Annotated in this window: 13 protein-coding genes and 8 tRNA genes; 8 read left to right on the top strand and 13 right to left on the bottom strand. The window is 43.1% G+C overall.

The genetic code is table 11. The features are described 5' to 3' along the window. Positions 1-577: 577 nt before the first annotated feature. Positions 578-1765 carry a cation:proton antiporter gene (locus ACAX20_RS06895; RefSeq protein ID WP_371189443.1) on the bottom strand — a complete coding sequence of 396 codons (1188 nt, stop codon included), beginning with the start codon at positions 1763-1765 and terminating at the stop codon, positions 578-580. A 109-nt stretch (positions 1766-1874) separates the two neighbouring features. Between ACAX20_RS06895 and ACAX20_RS06900 the strand changes: the two genes are divergently transcribed. Both ACAX20_RS06900 and ACAX20_RS06905 read left to right on the top strand, forming a co-directional pair. After that, positions 1875-3467 carry a Na/Pi cotransporter family protein gene (locus ACAX20_RS06900; protein ID WP_371189603.1) on the top strand — a complete coding sequence of 531 codons (1593 nt, stop codon included), beginning with the start codon at positions 1875-1877 and terminating at the stop codon, positions 3465-3467. Positions 3468-3536: 69 nt separating this feature from the next. After that, on the top strand, positions 3537-4232 hold the full coding sequence (locus ACAX20_RS06905; RefSeq protein ID WP_371189444.1) for a 3'-5' exonuclease: 696 nt from the start codon (positions 3537-3539) through the stop codon (positions 4230-4232). Positions 4233-4279: 47 nt separating this feature from the next. Here the strand turns inward: ACAX20_RS06905 and ACAX20_RS06910 are convergent, their stop codons facing one another. Continuing rightward, positions 4280-4687 (bottom strand): hypothetical protein, encoded by a 408-nt coding sequence (locus ACAX20_RS06910; protein WP_371189445.1) that lies wholly within the window; start codon positions 4685-4687, stop codon positions 4280-4282. A gap of 243 nt (positions 4688-4930) precedes the next feature. Between ACAX20_RS06910 and ACAX20_RS06915 the strand changes: the two genes are divergently transcribed. From ACAX20_RS06915 to ACAX20_RS06925, 3 genes are all read left to right on the top strand, one after another. Next, on the top strand, positions 4931-5377 hold the full coding sequence (locus tag ACAX20_RS06915) for a CBS domain-containing protein (protein WP_371189447.1): 447 nt from the start codon (positions 4931-4933) through the stop codon (positions 5375-5377). Between the two features lie 151 nt (positions 5378-5528). Then, positions 5529-9398, top strand: a complete 3870-nt coding sequence (gene hrpA, locus ACAX20_RS06920) for an ATP-dependent RNA helicase HrpA (RefSeq protein WP_371189604.1) — start codon at positions 5529-5531, stop codon at positions 9396-9398. Between the two features lie 255 nt (positions 9399-9653). Then, positions 9654-9968 carry a PilZ domain-containing protein gene (locus ACAX20_RS06925; RefSeq protein ID WP_371189448.1) on the top strand — a complete coding sequence of 105 codons (315 nt, stop codon included), beginning with the start codon at positions 9654-9656 and terminating at the stop codon, positions 9966-9968. A gap of 145 nt (positions 9969-10113) precedes the next feature. Here ACAX20_RS06925 and ACAX20_RS06930 read toward each other — a convergent pair whose 3' ends face one another. Then, positions 10114-11304, bottom strand: a complete 1191-nt coding sequence (locus ACAX20_RS06930; RefSeq protein ID WP_371189449.1) for a class I SAM-dependent rRNA methyltransferase — start codon at positions 11302-11304, stop codon at positions 10114-10116. A 99-nt stretch (positions 11305-11403) separates the two neighbouring features. On the opposite strand from ACAX20_RS06930, the gene ACAX20_RS06935 reads away from it, so the two are divergent. Both ACAX20_RS06935 and ACAX20_RS06940 read left to right on the top strand, forming a co-directional pair. Next, the gene (locus ACAX20_RS06935) at positions 11404-11673 is read left to right on the top strand and encodes an acylphosphatase (RefSeq protein ID WP_371189451.1); all 270 of its coding nucleotides are present in this window, start codon (positions 11404-11406) and stop codon (positions 11671-11673) included. A 45-nt stretch (positions 11674-11718) separates the two neighbouring features. Further along, entirely contained in the window at positions 11719-12690 is a 972-nt protein-coding gene (locus tag ACAX20_RS06940) for an NAD(P)H-quinone oxidoreductase (RefSeq protein WP_371189452.1), read from the top strand. A gap of 193 nt (positions 12691-12883) precedes the next feature. On the opposite strand, the gene ACAX20_RS06945 is transcribed toward ACAX20_RS06940, so the two are convergent. Then, a complete protein-coding gene (locus ACAX20_RS06945) occupies positions 12884-13105 on the bottom strand; it encodes a DUF1653 domain-containing protein (RefSeq protein WP_371189453.1) in 222 nt (73 codons plus the stop codon). A 20-nt stretch (positions 13106-13125) separates the two neighbouring features. After that, positions 13126-13440, bottom strand: a complete 315-nt coding sequence (locus ACAX20_RS06950; protein WP_371189454.1) for a putative signal transducing protein — start codon at positions 13438-13440, stop codon at positions 13126-13128. Positions 13441-13714: 274 nt separating this feature from the next. Between ACAX20_RS06950 and ACAX20_RS06955 the strand changes: the two genes are divergently transcribed. Continuing rightward, positions 13715-14296 (top strand): hypothetical protein, encoded by a 582-nt coding sequence (locus ACAX20_RS06955; RefSeq protein ID WP_371189456.1) that lies wholly within the window; start codon positions 13715-13717, stop codon positions 14294-14296. 192 nt (positions 14297-14488) lie between these two features. Here the strand turns inward: ACAX20_RS06955 and ACAX20_RS06960 are convergent. The 8 genes from ACAX20_RS06960 to ACAX20_RS06995 form a co-directional block, all read right to left on the bottom strand. Next, positions 14489-14565, bottom strand: a tRNA-Met gene (locus ACAX20_RS06960). 67 nt (positions 14566-14632) lie between these two features. Next, a tRNA-Met gene (locus ACAX20_RS06965) sits at positions 14633-14709 on the bottom strand. A 67-nt stretch (positions 14710-14776) separates the two neighbouring features. Then, a tRNA-Met gene (locus tag ACAX20_RS06970) sits at positions 14777-14853 on the bottom strand. Positions 14854-14920: 67 nt separating this feature from the next. Then, positions 14921-14997: transfer RNA gene (locus tag ACAX20_RS06975), tRNA-Met, on the bottom strand. A 68-nt stretch (positions 14998-15065) separates the two neighbouring features. After that, positions 15066-15142 (bottom strand) — tRNA-Met (locus tag ACAX20_RS06980). Between the two features lie 67 nt (positions 15143-15209). Continuing rightward, positions 15210-15286 (bottom strand) — tRNA-Met (locus tag ACAX20_RS06985). A gap of 67 nt (positions 15287-15353) precedes the next feature. Then, positions 15354-15430, bottom strand: a tRNA-Met gene (locus tag ACAX20_RS06990). A gap of 67 nt (positions 15431-15497) precedes the next feature. Further along, positions 15498-15574 (bottom strand) — tRNA-Met (locus tag ACAX20_RS06995). Positions 15575-15581 lie beyond the last annotated feature (7 nt).

Consider the following 15581-nt stretch of genomic DNA (forward strand, 5'->3'; position numbering starts at 1 on the left):
AGGTTTAAATGTTAGCTTTACTCACTTTCGTGAAGGCATCGCTTTAGCGTCCATGAGCCGTGATAGATGTCGCCTAACGACACTTTAAGTTAAGTAAATGGTTCGCTTAAAAACCTGAGGGAAATGTGATGAATATTTAATTAATACCTATCGTAAAGCTTACAAAACAAGGTGTTACTAGGGATTTTGTGCTACTTGTGGGTAAATCATGATGAAAACATAACTCTTTTTAAAAGAGTGTAAATTTTTGTTTCGATATTACTGAACAGTCACATTTATCCTCATCACCGTTTGGCCTGATCCGCATTGAGGAAGCGCATCATCTTGGTTAAAAAATAACAAGGCATGCTACATCGGTGGGTTTTCGGGCAGGGCTTGTGATGTACTAGGGCTCTCGTTTATCGTTGCTTACTTCAATGCTATATAAGTTCACGTACATATAATGCGTCACCGCAACCACAGAGCACACTCTGTGGTTTGCTCATATCTGCAGACTCAATCGATACTATGGTGTCGTTATAGCGAGAGCTTTAAGTACTCAGGAATGGGGTTAGTGGTGTTGTTATCTACTAAGCAGTTAATTGTTGTTGCCGCGCTCTATTCGTTTTAAGGCGAAGCTCGTAAACATAGGACCAACGAGCTCAAATAAGACCGTGACCATGATGGTGACAGTAATGATGGTATTGGCATGCTCAGGAAATTGTTGGCTCGCAAGAAGCGCCATGCCCATTGCAATGCCCGCCTGAGGTAATAGTGCAATACCGAGACAGTGTCTATCTTGTCTGTTTAGCGCTTGTTTGGGTAATAAGAAACCAGCTACAAATCGTCCGGCAGTACGTAAGATCAGGTATGCGATAACCAGTCCGATAATGTGGGTGTCGAGGGATAATATCGGCGATGCGCCAGCAAGAATAAAAAACAACACCAGCAGTGGTTGTTCAATAAACTCTAATTCGTGAAGATGTTGTTGAGAATCATCTGAAAAGTTGACAACGACAACGCCCATCACCATAGCGGCAAGTAAAAATGAAAATTGGAAATACAGTGATAAACCGCCGGTCAATAAGATAAGCCCAAGCGATTCGATCAACACCGACTGTTGTTGGCTATCGGCGTATCGTTTCATATTCAGAAGCCATACCAACAATGCACCGACCGCAGCGCCTAGTAATACTGCACCACTGAGCTCCCACGCCATATGTAATAGGGGACCAAATTGTGGTTCGTCAATGGCTAAAACGCTAACGACGGACAAGACGACAGAAAATATAACCAGGGCAACGGCATCATCTAAGGCGACAATACCTTGCAATATTTGAGTGAAGCGATTGTTGAGGCGACTTTGTTTAATCACATCTAAGGTAGAAGCAGGATCGGTTGCAACCGCGACAGCGGCAAGTATCGCTGAAAGCTCTAAGGCAAAGCCGAGCAGCAATAAACCGCTGCACACCACGATGAATGTAGTTAGTGAAATTGCGATAGTACTTATCGAGACGACTTTTGCATAATTTTTTAAATAGTCTCGGGTCAGCTCCGTACCGAGTAAATAGCCAACTATCAGCAGTGTGACATTGGCGATCATGGAAAACCACTGTTGGGTTAACTGATGTAGTTGCTCAGGTAACATTTGACCGATAATAAGACCACAGCTAATAAATAAAGAGACCCTGGGGATATTGAATTTGTTGGCAATGGGCGAAATGATCAATGATACGAGAAACATACTGCCAAGCAAAAGAAGTGGGATTGCTGAAAAGTCTTGCATAACTGTCATTTCATTAGTGACAAACTATTCTAATAATATGAAACAATTACCGATAAAGTAAGACACTATTAATTATTTAACCCTATTCACCGCGATTGGTGGTCTTGGCATTTTTTTACTTGGCATGGTGATCATGACGCAAGCATTGCAGCAACTTGCTGGCAGTGCTTTACGTCAGATCTTATTGCGTTTTACCAAGAGCCCAACATCGGGTGCATTAACAGGCGCCATCACCACGGCGATATTGCAATCGTCAAGTGCCACCACGGTTGCTGCTGTTGGTTTCGTCGGTGCAGGGATCATTACCTTCTCTGAAAGCTTGGGGATCATTTTCGGCGCGAATATTGGCACCACCATAACAGGTTGGTTGGTGGTACTGGTTGGTGTCAAGTTGCAGTTAGGGACGATCTTGTTGCCGGTTATCTTTATCGGTACGTTACTGAGATTATTTGCTAAAGGAAAGTACGCAAACATCGGTATGACCATTGCTGGTTTTGGCTTGGTTTTTGTTGGTATTGAATACATGCAACTGGGTATGGCCGATTTAAAAGAGTTTGTAACACCATCGAAATTCCCAGATGACACCTGGATAGGTCGGCTGCAATTGGTGTTTTTTGGTATCGCCATAACCTTAGTTACGCAATCATCAAGTGCTGGGGTGGCGACGGCAATCACGGCATTATATGCTGGGGCGATAAATTTTCATCAAGCTGCCGCATTGGTTATTGGCATGGATGTGGGGACAACGATTACAGCATTGATGATGACTATTGGTGGCTCAGTCGGTGTTAAGCGTACAGGCTTATCCCACGTCATCTACAACATCTTTACCGCCATAGGAGCGTTGTTGTTACTAACGCCATTTACGTTCCTTTATGAATACATGTTTCCTAGTCAATTGGCACACAATGCGGAAATTGCGTTAGTGGCTTTTCACACCTTATTTAATGGTTTAGGCGTGATTGTGGTTTTACCATTTACGCGCCAGTTTGCGAGGATGATGAGTCGCTTGGTGGGGTATGGTGTCCGAGGCTATACCGATAATTTAGAAAAATCTTTTATTAACGCCCCTGACGTGGCCATTGCCAGTGTCAAATCGGCGTTGCGACCGCAGTTGCTGGTTTTGCTGGAATATGTCAAACATATCCTCAAATCGTACGACACACATCAGACAATAGACTTTACGCAGCTAGAAGTCGCTCTCGATCAAACACACGAATATGTTGACCTGATCCATTTGCCAACGCATGAGCAGCATAACTGGCAAAATCTCGTTTCGCTAATTCACGCCTTAGATCATATGCAAAGATTACATCAGCGCTGCCGTGATCATGATGTGCGTGCATTACATCACCAATCTCAACAGGTACTAGTCAGCGCAATTGACGAACTGGTATATACCGTTGACATGGTGATCGACGCGGTGCAATTAAACCATTTTGATAGGGCGCAAAAAGAAATGTCACATTGCCATGATCACTGGCAATCCGAGCTTGAGCAATTTAGGCATCTTATTATGAACCAAACGGCAGAAGGGCATCTTGATGTGCCATTGGCGACTCAAGCGTTAGATTGCGCGCGGGCATTACAAAGAATGCTCTATAACTTACAACAAGCTATCTACTATTTTACCGCGATCAAAGACACACTAGAACGCTCTCATCGGAATGACAAGACGGCAACAACAGCCGAAACAATGTGAAGTAGACGTGACATAAAATTGCACCTCAATATAATCGTTAACCCATATTGCGCAAAGAGGATAGGATTTATGGATATCGACGTGTATGCAAAGCAATGGTATTGCCGCTATCCGACGTGGCGACAGACAATAGAGCAATTACAGACAGTAAAGCGTAAAGAGGATATAACAAAACTGACGCCATATCGGTTAGCTCAGGAGCAAATTGTTGTCGTTAATGACGATAATCTAAACGAGGCGATTGATGACATCTGTCGATATTCTATATTGGGTTTTGACAGTGAATCGCGGCCAAATTTTAAAGCTACTGATAACTTTCCAATCAGTTTACTGCAAATTGCAACATCCAACAGGTGTTATCTTTTTCATATCGAGGCGTTAAAGTCATTTAGTGGATTAAAATCGGCACTTGAAAATCCGACAATAATCAAATTCGGTATTGGCTTGAAAAGCGACACCAAAGCGCTAAATCAGCAGCAATTGTCCTTAATAAATAGTGTCGATTTGGTTAGCGTGTTTAGGGCGCTAGGGCGGAAAAAAGGCGCGGGTGCACAGCACTTAACCGCGACATTGTTTGATCGATATTTGCGAAAATCTAAACGTGTTGCACTGAGTAATTGGGCTAACTACCCATTAACCGATGCGCAATGCCGGTACGCGGCAGAAGACGCTATGATTGCTTTGCAATGCGGACTGTTTTTACTCGCCTTGATGCGTTACTACCCTGATTCACATAAGGCATTGGTGATGCTATTACCATCTTAGCGTGGCATAGTTTATCGCATAGCAAGTGACGTCAGGGTTTTGCCTTTTTAAAACTGGTAACGTATCCCTAATGCACTCGTTAAATCAAATCGTACATTATCGTTGTTATTGTCATCGCTTGGTAGCTTAATCTGTGGTGAAATCTGCGCAAAAATTTGCCACTTAGGGGCAACGTAAACATTACCACCTAACGGTATACGCATACCAAAATCATCATTATTAACAAAAACACCACCGGCAAGATACCAGTTGATCGCCGGCGAGGATGTTAGTCGTCCACTTTCAAAAAAATAGTCCAAACTCACGCCATCGTTACCGGCAAACAGCTGGACGTTGTTGATTTTAGCAGTAAGGCCTAGGCCCTGATCGACGGCCATACCCAATTGTAAATTAGCGTTGGCGTAAAATGATGCGCTACAAAGTAAGCCTGCAGCAAGGTTTATAATTTTTTTCATAATGGCGGTTCTCTTCATGTCGTTGTCGAGTTGGGCTATGTCGCTCGATGAGGCATTAAGGTAAAGGCAAGGATTTTAAGAAACGGCTGGCCTGTCTGCAAGGGCTTTGCCTAGGTTTTAGTGGATGGCGTTACAGAATTGGCTAAGTTTACATTTTAACAACAAATATTTGTTGTTAATGTTAGGCATTTCTTGATTTTCGTCTAGGCTAAAAGTGAGGGCTAACATAAAAAGGAACGATGTATGCAGTCATTATTGGTAAAAGATTACCTCTGCGCATATCCGGCCAAGTTTACCGCCGATATGTCTATAGAAGAGGCTAGTGAAAAATTGATAGAAAGTCATCACCTGGGTGGACCGGTACTTGATTCAACAGGTCATGTGATTGGTTTTTTATCAGAGTCAGATATATTGGAAAAAATTATCAATACCGGTTATTTTTCGCAGCAGTGTTGCACGGTTGAGCAGCTGATGCGAACTGATGTACTCACCGTAAAACCGTACGATACGATATTGGAATTAGCACAACAAATGCTAAAGCAAAAGCCTAAAGTTTATCCCGTGGTTGATGATTCTGGGCATTGGGTAGGTAATATTAGTCGAACTAGCGTTTTGGCAGCGCTCGATTCACACATTAAAGCCAGTTATCACCTTACCAGGTCGACTGGTAATCACCGAGTGCTGTACTGAAGGTGAATAAAAAAGCAGCGAATAGCTGCTTTTTTATTATCTCGTTTCCCCATCTGTTTGATGTGATACCCAAAGACGAAAATTATTGTTAAAATTGGCGACTTTAACAATTTTGATATTTGGGTAATCAGTGTCGGTAGAAATCGAACAAATGCATGACGCATTGCAGAATAAACTAAAGCAATGCCGCTTATGTGACAAATTCTTGCTAGCCAGCCGTTTAAAAGGCACGTCACGAATAAAAAACATCGATAATAAATTATCGGCGTTGGCTAAGATTGAGCAAGCGATTGAGCAGTCGATCGCTCGTAAATTGCATTTAAGCCAATCGATACCACGTATTCATTACCCTGCGCAGTTACCCGTATCGCAACATGTTGATCCCATCAAAACAGTCATCAGTGAGCATCAAGTCGTTATCATCGCTGGCGAAACAGGCTCAGGTAAAACCACGCAAATACCCAAGATTTGTCTTGAACTGGGCCGTGGCGTTGAAGGTTTTATAGGTCATACCCAACCTCGACGAATAGCAGCCAGAACCGTTGCTAATCGTATCGCTGAAGAGTTAGACACAACCTTAGGTGATAAAGTTGGTTACAAGGTGCGCTTTAGCGATCACGTATCAGAGCAAACGTACATCAAATTAATGACCGACGGTATTTTACTCGCAGAAATGCAACGCGATCGTTTGTTGCGACAATACGATACCATCATCATTGATGAAGCACACGAGCGTAGCTTAAATATCGATTTTATTCTCGGCTACATAAAGCAGATATTACCAAAACGCCCCGATCTTAAGGTCATCATTACCTCCGCAACCATAGATCCGGAACGGTTTTCAAAACATTTTTTTGATGCACCAATTATTGAAGTAAGTGGCCGTACCTACCCAGTAGATATTCATTACCGTCCGCTTGATGAGCAAGATGGTGATTATATCGAAGGGATCATCGCGGCGATTGATGAGCTTTCAGCATTGCCGATGGGCGACATTTTGGTGTTTTTAAATGGTGAACGGGAAATTCGTGACGTCGCGAGTGCTCTAGAAAAAGAAAAGCTCAGAGATACACACATATTACCTTTGTTCTCAAGGCTAACGATTGTCGAACAAAACCGAATTTTTGCCCCACATACGGGACGTAATATCGTCCTGGCGACAAACGTCGCGGAAACATCATTGACGGTGCCGGGCATTCGTTATGTTATCGATCCGGGGACGGCGAGAATTTCGCGGTACAGTTATCGAACCAAAGTTCAACGCTTACCGATTGAACCAATATCACAAGCGAGTGCGAATCAACGCTCTGGTCGTTGTGGGCGTGTCGCAGCCGGGGTTTGTATTCGCTTATATTCTGAAGAAGACTTTTTATCGCGTCCCGAGTTTACCGATCCTGAGATTTTGCGTACCAATTTGGCAACGGTCATTCTACAAATGCTTGCACTTGGCTTAGGCGCCATTGAACAGTTTCCATTCGTACAAGCACCAGACAAACGCAACATCAATGATGGCGTACGTTTGCTTGAGGAGCTAGCCGCGGTTGTGTGGCATAAAGACGATAATGCTCAACTAACGGATAATGGTCGCCAATTGGCAAAACTCCCCGTCGATCCTCGTTTGTCAAAAATGTTATTAACCGCCATTGAGCAAGGCTGTGCTGAACAGGTTGCGATAGTTGTTGCTGGGGTGAGTATTCAAGACCCACGCGAACGACCAATGGAAAAGCAGCAAGCAGCCGACCAAGCCCATGCGCGCTTTAAAGATAAAAGCTCGGATTTTATGAGCTTGTTGAATCTATATGATTATGTCGTAACTCAGCAAAAAGCACTTAGTAATAATCAATTTCGACAGCTGTGTAAAAAAGAATACTTAAGCTATCTTCGTATTCGCGAATGGCAAGATATTATCAGTCAACTACGGTTGACCTGCAAAGAGCAAGGCTGGGCATTTGACCGCGTTGATATTAGCGATGAAAGCGCACAGATGCGCATTCATCAATCCATATTATCGGGTTTGCTAAGCCATGTTGGTAATCTCGATGAAAACCGAGAGTACAAAGGCGCGCGAAATTCACGCTTTTTCATTTTTCCTGGCTCTGGCTTAGCAAAGAAAACCCCAAAATGGTTAATGGCAGCGGAGTTAGTTGAAACCAGTCGACTATTTGCACGTATGTGCGCCAAAATTGAACCGCATTGGTTAGAGCCGTTAGCAGGGCACTTATTTAAACGCAGTTACTCCGAACCTCATTGGGAGAAAAAACAAGGCCAAGTCATGGCCTTTGAACAAATCAGTTTGTATGGTCTCGTCATTGTACCCAAGCGTAAAGTACCGTTTGCGAAAATTGAACCACAGACTTGTCGGGAATTATTTGTACTTGAAGCGCTTGTTCATGGCGATACCACACTAAACGAACCATTTTTACTGCGCAACCAACAACTTGTGCGTGCTGTGGAAGATTTAGAAGATAAAGCGCGGCGTAAAGATTTCTTGGTTGAAGAGGAGGCGCTCGTGCAGTTTTATCTTGAACGTATTCCTGAGCACGTGGTCAATCAAGCCGGTTTTGTTAAGTGGTGGCGCAAGGAGAGCAAGCAGCAACCTAAGTTATTGGACTTTAGCAGACAAATGCTACTTAAGTCTGACGATAGTTTAGCTCAGCACGACTATCCGAAAACATGGCAGCAGGACAATCTCACATTACCGTTAAGTTATCACTTTGAACCAGGCGCTGACGATGACGGCGTGAGCGTTAATATTCCAATTGGGGTACTCAATCAGGTTGAGGATAAAGGATTCGAATGGCTAATTCCGGCAATGCGCTTGGAGTTGATCACCGCATTGATTCGCTCGTTACCAAAACAGTTACGTAAAAACTTTGTTCCTGCACCGAATTATGCCAAGGCGTGTTTTGATGCCATTTCATCAGACATGGGCGAGTTAAGCGCAGCACTTACCAAGCACTTGTTGCGAATGAGCGGGGTGCGTATTGCAGAAGGTAGCTTTGATTTGCAAGGTCTAGAACCGCATTTGCAGATGAACTTTAAAATTCTCAGCAATAAGGGCAAGTTACTCGCTCAAGGTCGTGATCTAACGGCATTACAGGAGCAGCTTCAAGGTCAGGTTAAGGCATCGATCAAACAAGTGGCGCAAAAAGGCATTGAACAACAGCATATCACTGATTGGCATATGGAAACCTTACCAAAGTCTTACGAAAAGAAAATGGCTAATATCACCATGCAAGCTTATCCAGCATTGGTCGATAATAAAAAAGATGTAGCCATAGAACTGTTCGAAGACGAGCAAGCAGCAGAGCAAGCTATGCGCAAAGGAGCGACACGTTTGGTGTTGTTAAATATTCCATCACCAATTAAATACTTAGAGGCGAATTTACCAAATAAAGCAAAGCTTGGGTTATATTTTAATCCATTTGGTAAAGTAGCTGATTTACTTGATGACTGTGTGGTGGCATGCACCGAAGATTTATTGGTACAACATCAAGCGATCCCTTACAGTAAATCTGAGTATAGCCGTGCACGTGATTTGGTGCGTGCTGACATAGCTGATGCCGTATTAGCATGTGCGATAAAACTGGAAGCGATTTTAACCACGCGACACGAGATAGCTAAAAAGCTCAAAGGCAATGTTGCCTTGAATATGATCCAAGCCCATGGCGACATCAAACAGCAATTAGATAACTTGGTTTACAAAGGCTTTGTACAAGCCAGTGGTGTTGCTCGATTAAATGATATCATTCGTTATTTACAAGGTATTTTGCGACGCCTTGAGAAACTGCCGGTTGATACCAACGCTGATCGTTTGAAGATGTTAGAAATCGACAAAGCTCAAGCGTTGTATGACGCTCTGCTAAATCAGCAACCTAAAAATAAGCCCATTAATGAACAAGTTGATGCGATTCGATGGATGATTGAAGAGTTTCGGGTGTCGCTATTTGCGCAAAACCTTGGCACGAATGTGCCGGTATCTTTAAAGCGCATCAAAATGGCGATTAGCGCGTTGTCATAAAGCGAGTCAGGGTATGTGTTGGGTGAGCTTGGTGGCGTTGCTGATGAAACGGAAGAGTAGGGACAATGGTTTAATAACCATTGGTATTCGTGGCGGATATCGAGACATCCTTACATCACCATAGTTATAAATGAGTTGACAAGCTATTAACAACTTTCTATAACAAGTAAAGCGTAATCATGATATGCCAAGCTAGGGGATTGTCTTCATGTGGTATGTCATGTCTATCGCGTTACTTTATCAACTGGGGTACCTATGCAGCATTTTGAGCAAGGATTTGATGATAGCAGATTGTGCTTTCGGACAATGGTCAATCAACAAATTACCATCATCTTAATGGATGACGAGGTGAGTTTGGAGACATCGGCTAACTGCCGAGATATCAGTGAAACAGGAATTGCGCTAGAAATTACGCATCCGGTTGAGATCGGCACCCTGATAAAAATCCATTTAGATAGCGATGATCAGATGTCAGTACCATTGACAGATTGTATGGTTAAGGTAGTCCGTTGCGATCAAGAAAATAGTGATCTATTTTTATTGGCGGCAGAGATCATCGATAACGATTAAATCAGATTGCCTCACATTATAACGACGCTGAGCAACCTTTGATTAACGGCTTAGCGTCAATAAACAGTTATGTGTAAAAAAGGCCTGCATTGATAGATGCAGGCCTTTTACGTTTTCGTTGTTGTCAGCGTTGCTGAACAAAGGTTTAGTCAATTTGACAGACTAAACCCTTTAAGTAGTAGCCTTCAGGAAAGCTTAAGGCGATAGGGTGATCAGCCGCTTGTTGCAAACGCTCAATGATACGTCCTTCGCGTCCGGCATCAAGCGCCGCATCCGCAACGATTTTTTGAAATAGTGATGACTCCATTAAGCCTGAGCATGAAAACGTTAGTAAGGTACCGCCAGGCTTTAACAATTGCATGGCTAACATATTGATGTCTTTATAGCCTCGGCACGCCCCTTTGAGCTGCGCTTTCGATTCGGCAAACTTTGGAGGATCAAGAATGATCATATCGTATTGTTTACCTTGTTTTCGGTATTCACGAAGCAGCTTAAACACATCTTCTTTAATAAAGTTAACCTTGCTGGTGTCTAAGCCATTTATCTCATGGTTACGTTTAGCCAAATCAAGGGCGGTTTGTGATACATCGACGTTATCAACTTGCATTGCACCAGCCTTGGTACAATGCAGCGAAAAGGTGCCTGTATAACTAAAGCAGTTTAATACCGTTTTACCTTTCGCATAGCGACCAGCGGCAACACGCGAGTCGCGTTGATCTAGGTAGAAACCGGTTTTATGACCTTGCTCAACATCGACTTTGATTTTAATGCCGTGCTCGATGATTTCGGTTTCCGTTGACGCTAATGGCTTGCTGATCCAGCCTTTGTTTAATTCCATGCCTTCTTTTTTTCGTACGTCGACATCAGAACGTTCATAAATCGCATGAGCTGGATATAGCTCTTGTAGTACGTCAAAAATGGTATGACGGTGAAAATCTACGCCGGCGCTAAGCAATTGACAACTGATGATGGTGTTATAGACATCAATGGTGAGTCCAGGCAGGTAATCTGACTCGCCGGCGATCAATCGATAGCCCGTTAGTTGGCCATCGATAATAGGCTTTTCGCGCAAACGGGCTGCTTGTTCAAAGCGTTTTTTAAAAAATTGACGATCGATGGTTTCGCTTTCATCAAAACTCCATACTCGTACACGAATTTGTGATTCTGGAGAGTAAGCGCCTTTTGCAATCCAATTTCCTCGACTATCATATATATCAACTGTTTCGCCAGCGATAGGTTTGCCTTCGACCTTTTTAATGGCCTTAGAAAATACCCAAGGGTGGCGACGCAATAATGATTTTTCTCGCGACGGATTTAACACAATTCGAGCAGGCATACTATATTTTTCTTAAGTGGGTAAAAGTGTATTGATTGTAATAAAAGTCGCATGCTTTCACAATTTTACTTTCCAGCAAAAATAACAAAAGGACAAAAAATGAGAGTTTGTTACATTGCTAAAGTGACTGGCCAAGTACAAGGGGTTTACTTTCGCGCTAGCGCACAAAATATGGCAATAGATCTGGGATTGAGTGGCTATGCACATAATCTAGAAGACGGTAGTTTAGAAGTGATGGTGTGTGGTGAACAAAGTAATGTCGAAGAGATGCTTGAATGGCTCAAAACCGGCCCAGAAGAAGCGGACGTAGAACATGTTGATATTGAATCAACTAACCCGCGTGATATTAACCATTTTGCCATTGGTTAAAATACGCTACAGTTAACACTACCAATAACAATTCTAAAGACTACTGTGCAATATATCTCTGTAACCGGACAGCAAGCATTAGCGTTTGCTGTAACGTCTTTGCCTCAAATTAACCCGTATCAAGTATTAATTAACGTTAAGGCGATAGGTATTAATCGCGCTGACTTGCTGCAGCGAGCCGGAAAGTATCCGCCCCCTGCAGGTGAATCTGATATTTTAGGACTCGAAGTCTGTGGAGATGTAGTGGCTGTTGGCGACTTGGTCCATAACGTAACGATAGGCGATCGGGTATGTGGTCTGGTGGCAGGCGGCGGTTACGCAGAGTTTGCAAAAATTAATGCTGATCACATTATCAAACTGCCAGAGCATTATTCCTACGAGCAAGGCGCAGCACTCGCTGAAGTATTTCTTACCGCATATCAAAGCTTATTTACACTTGCCAACCTTACTCCGGGGGAATCCGTGTTGATCCATGGCGGTGCAAGCGGGGTAGGAAGCGCTGCAATCAAATTAGCAAAAGCAAACGGGGCAATTGTCACGACCACCGTCAGTAACCCCGTTAAAGCGCAAGCCACAAAGGGATTTGGCGCAGATCATGTTGTTAATTACAAACAGCAAGACATTAAAGATTGGCAGAAAATCAACATGAAACAAGGCTTTGATGTCATTGTTGATATCGTTGCGGGTGAACAACTTAGCCGAAACATTGACTGTTTGGCCTTGGATGGTCGTATTGTTATATTAGCGATACTTGGTGGTCGTTATTGTCCTCAGCTTGATGTTGCGAAAATGTTGGCGAAAAGGGCGACGATTATGGCGTCGACATTACGCAATCGTAGTGATGCCTATAAAGCGCAATTGGTTAGTGACTTTTGTAACGACTTTTACCAAGCAATCACTCTTCAACAGCTAACACCGGTTATTGATACGGTTTATTCATGGCATGAAGCCGATACCGCACATCAGCGTATGAGTCAAAATGACAACATAGGAAAATTAATATTGCGGGTAGATTAGCAACTAAAGTTAAAAGTAGTTGCCAATCTTTACAAGGGCAGCTACAAATTCGCTAAGTAGCTCAATTGGCAAGCAGTAGCGATGTTTGCGTCTTATCATGATTGCAACCCGACGTATTTAGGCTTCGTTATTACCTACGTTATTGATAAAAATAAAAATTAATTCAGGGGATGGCGGCTATGAGGGGGGAATGTTAGTTGCTTTCACCAACATACTGAAACCGCTTTACTGTTTTGCCATCTCGTTCAACGATTTCCGTAAACATGCTCAATGGACGAATCCACACACCTTGCTCACCGTACAATGGTTGGTAAACAACGTAATCTTCTTCGGTTTCACTGTGCTTTGCAACGTGCAATACTTGGTAAAAATTACCTTTGAAATGTTGATATCTTCCGAGTTTAAGTGGCACCATTACTTATGATACTCCAATTGCTATGATTTGGACGCCATGTTACCACACTGCCAGCATATGGCGAATTGTCCTTCGTTAACTTCTTGACACTGCTCACATTTCCAAGCGGGTAATGCACTAGAGTTGTTGGTCAAGGTCTCTTTAATTATTTTTTCAGCTTGTGGGGCTTGTTCTTTATCCACTAGCCAAAGCTCTGGCCATGTATCAGTAATAGGCACTTCGCCGGCTAATGAGGTTAAGTTATCATTTCTTATATGGCAATCAATACCATGCATATGTAATAGTTGTTTGATGTGATGCACTTGCCAGAGTGTTTCGTGACTATAAATCAGCATGCCTGTCTCCTTAACCGTTAATCACAAGACCCGCACAAAGTTACATTCCTATGTCGTGTTCGTGTTAATTGCTTGATAACTCTTTTTGAGAGTGCTTGTAACAGCCTAAATTGCAACTTTGCGTTAGTCCATCATACTTAGAGCATTGACTGATGCCAAGCGCTGTTTACTACTTGGCCAGCTTAGCTATGTATGCCGAAGTGTATCATTTGTATCAATTATCTGTGCTCAAATGAAACGCATGATGGCGATTATTTAGAGAGAAGGGCATGTTATGAATATCTGGACCAAATTATTAATGGAAATACCAGTAAAGCTTGTTTTAATCACATCGCTGTTGACGGTTTCAATGACTCACGCCGAAGAATCTGATTCAGACAAAATTGAACGGGCAAAATCTGCCGCACCGATTAGCGTTAGTGCTTTAGCTACGGTTATTGATACCGATGGTCGAGTGTTATCGGAAGGCACCAACGGTTGGACTTGCTTACCCGATACGCTACCTGGTGATAAAGCACCGATGTGTAATGACCAAACGTGGATGAAGATGATGCAGGCGATAGGGCAACAGAAGCCGTTCGCGACAGATAAGATAGGTATTTCATACATGTTGCAAGGTGAGCCGACGGGATCAGGTGTGAGCAATTCAACACCTTACCATGCGGATCACCAAAATGCTGAAGACTATGTTGAAACTGGCCCGCATATTATGATTATCGTACCTAAAGCCATGCTATCTGAGATCACGGATGATCCAAATGTTGGTGGACCTTATGTGATGTGGGGGGATACAGATTATGCCCACATTATGATACCGGTATCGCTTGATGGCAAACAAGTGAAAACTAAAAAATGAATGTAGGGATATTGATATTCAATGACTTGGTTATCAGTTTAAATTATCTAGGAAATAGAGCGTAGATATATTGAAGGGAATTACTTAATAAGATTGGTTGTGGGAGCCGGTTCTTGTATTAGCGAACTGACGTCCTCGTCAACAATAAGTGTATCTTATTAATCGCATTTAATCAGAAACGTTTAAAAGAATTGGTTGCGGGAGCCAGATTTGAACTGACGACCTTCGGGTTATGAGCCCGACGAGCTACCAGGCTGCTCCATCCCGCGTCCGAATGTGTTTTATAAGTGTTTATAAAACAAAGCCATAGAAGTTTTAATTCATTCTATAAGGAATTGGTTGCGGGAGCCAGATTTGAACTGACGACCTTCGGGTTATGAGCCCGACGAGCTACCAGGCTGCTCCATCCCGCGTCCGAATGTGTTTTATAAGTGTTTATAAAACAAAGCCATAGAAGTTTTAATTCATTCTATAAGGAATTGGTTGCGGGAGCCAGATTTGAACTGACGACCTTTGGGTTATGAGCCCGACGAGCTACCAGGCTGCTCCATCCCGCGTCCGAATGTGTTTTATAAGTGTTTATAAAACAAAGCCATAGAAGTTTTAATTCATTCTATAAGGAATTGGTTGCGGGAGCCAGATTTGAACTGACGACCTTCGGGTTATGAGCCCGACGAGCTACCAGGCTGCTCCATCCCGCGTCCGAATGTGTTTTATAAGTGTTTATAAAACAAAGCCATAGAAGTTTTAATTCATTCTATAAGAAAATTGGTTGCGGGAGCCAGATTTGAACTGACGACCTTCGGGTTATGAGCCCGACGAGCTACCAGGCTGCTCCATCCCGCGTCCGAATGTGTTTTATAAGTGTTTATAAAACAAAGCCATAGAAGTTTTAATTCGTTCTACAAGAAATTGGTTGCGGGAGCCAGATTTGAACTGACGACCTTCGGGTTATGAGCCCGACGAGCTACCAGGCTGCTCCATCCCGCGTCCGAATGTGTTTTATAAGTGTTTATAAAACAAAGCCATAGAAGTTTTAATTCGTTCTACAAGAAATTGGTTGCGGGAGCCAGATTTGAACTGACGACCTTCGGGTTATGAGCCCGACGAGCTACCAGGCTGCTCCATCCCGCGTCCGAATGTGTTTTATAAGTGTTTATAAAACAAAGCCATAGAAGTTTTAATTCATTCTATAAGGAATTGGTTGCGGGAGCCAGATTTGAACTGACGACCTTCGGGTTATGAGCCCGACGAGCTACCAGGCTGCTCCATCCCGCGTCCGAAT

The organism is Thalassotalea sp. Sam97 (assembly GCF_041379765.1).
GTDB classification, from domain to species: domain Bacteria; phylum Pseudomonadota; class Gammaproteobacteria; order Enterobacterales; family Alteromonadaceae; genus Thalassotalea_A; species Thalassotalea_A maritima.

Coding starts and splice junctions, on each gene's coding strand:
- ACAX20_RS06895 (WP_371189443.1), bottom strand. CDS start 1,765: ATGCAAGACTTTTCAGCAATCCCACTTCTTTTGCTTGGCAGTATGTTT.
- ACAX20_RS06905 (WP_371189444.1), top strand. CDS start 3,537: ATGGATATCGACGTGTATGCAAAGCAATGGTATTGCCGCTATCCGACG.
- ACAX20_RS06910 (WP_371189445.1), bottom strand. CDS start 4,687: ATGAAAAAAATTATAAACCTTGCTGCAGGCTTACTTTGTAGCGCATCA.
- ACAX20_RS06915 (WP_371189447.1), top strand. CDS start 4,931: ATGCAGTCATTATTGGTAAAAGATTACCTCTGCGCATATCCGGCCAAG.
- hrpA (WP_371189604.1), top strand. CDS start 5,529: ATGCATGACGCATTGCAGAATAAACTAAAGCAATGCCGCTTATGTGAC.
- ACAX20_RS06925 (WP_371189448.1), top strand. CDS start 9,654: ATGCAGCATTTTGAGCAAGGATTTGATGATAGCAGATTGTGCTTTCGG.
- ACAX20_RS06930 (WP_371189449.1), bottom strand. CDS start 11,304: ATGCCTGCTCGAATTGTGTTAAATCCGTCGCGAGAAAAATCATTATTG.
- ACAX20_RS06935 (WP_371189451.1), top strand. CDS start 11,404: ATGAGAGTTTGTTACATTGCTAAAGTGACTGGCCAAGTACAAGGGGTT.
- ACAX20_RS06945 (WP_371189453.1), bottom strand. CDS start 13,105: ATGGTGCCACTTAAACTCGGAAGATATCAACATTTCAAAGGTAATTTT.
- ACAX20_RS06950 (WP_371189454.1), bottom strand. CDS start 13,440: ATGCTGATTTATAGTCACGAAACACTCTGGCAAGTGCATCACATCAAA.
- ACAX20_RS06955 (WP_371189456.1), top strand. CDS start 13,715: ATGAATATCTGGACCAAATTATTAATGGAAATACCAGTAAAGCTTGTT.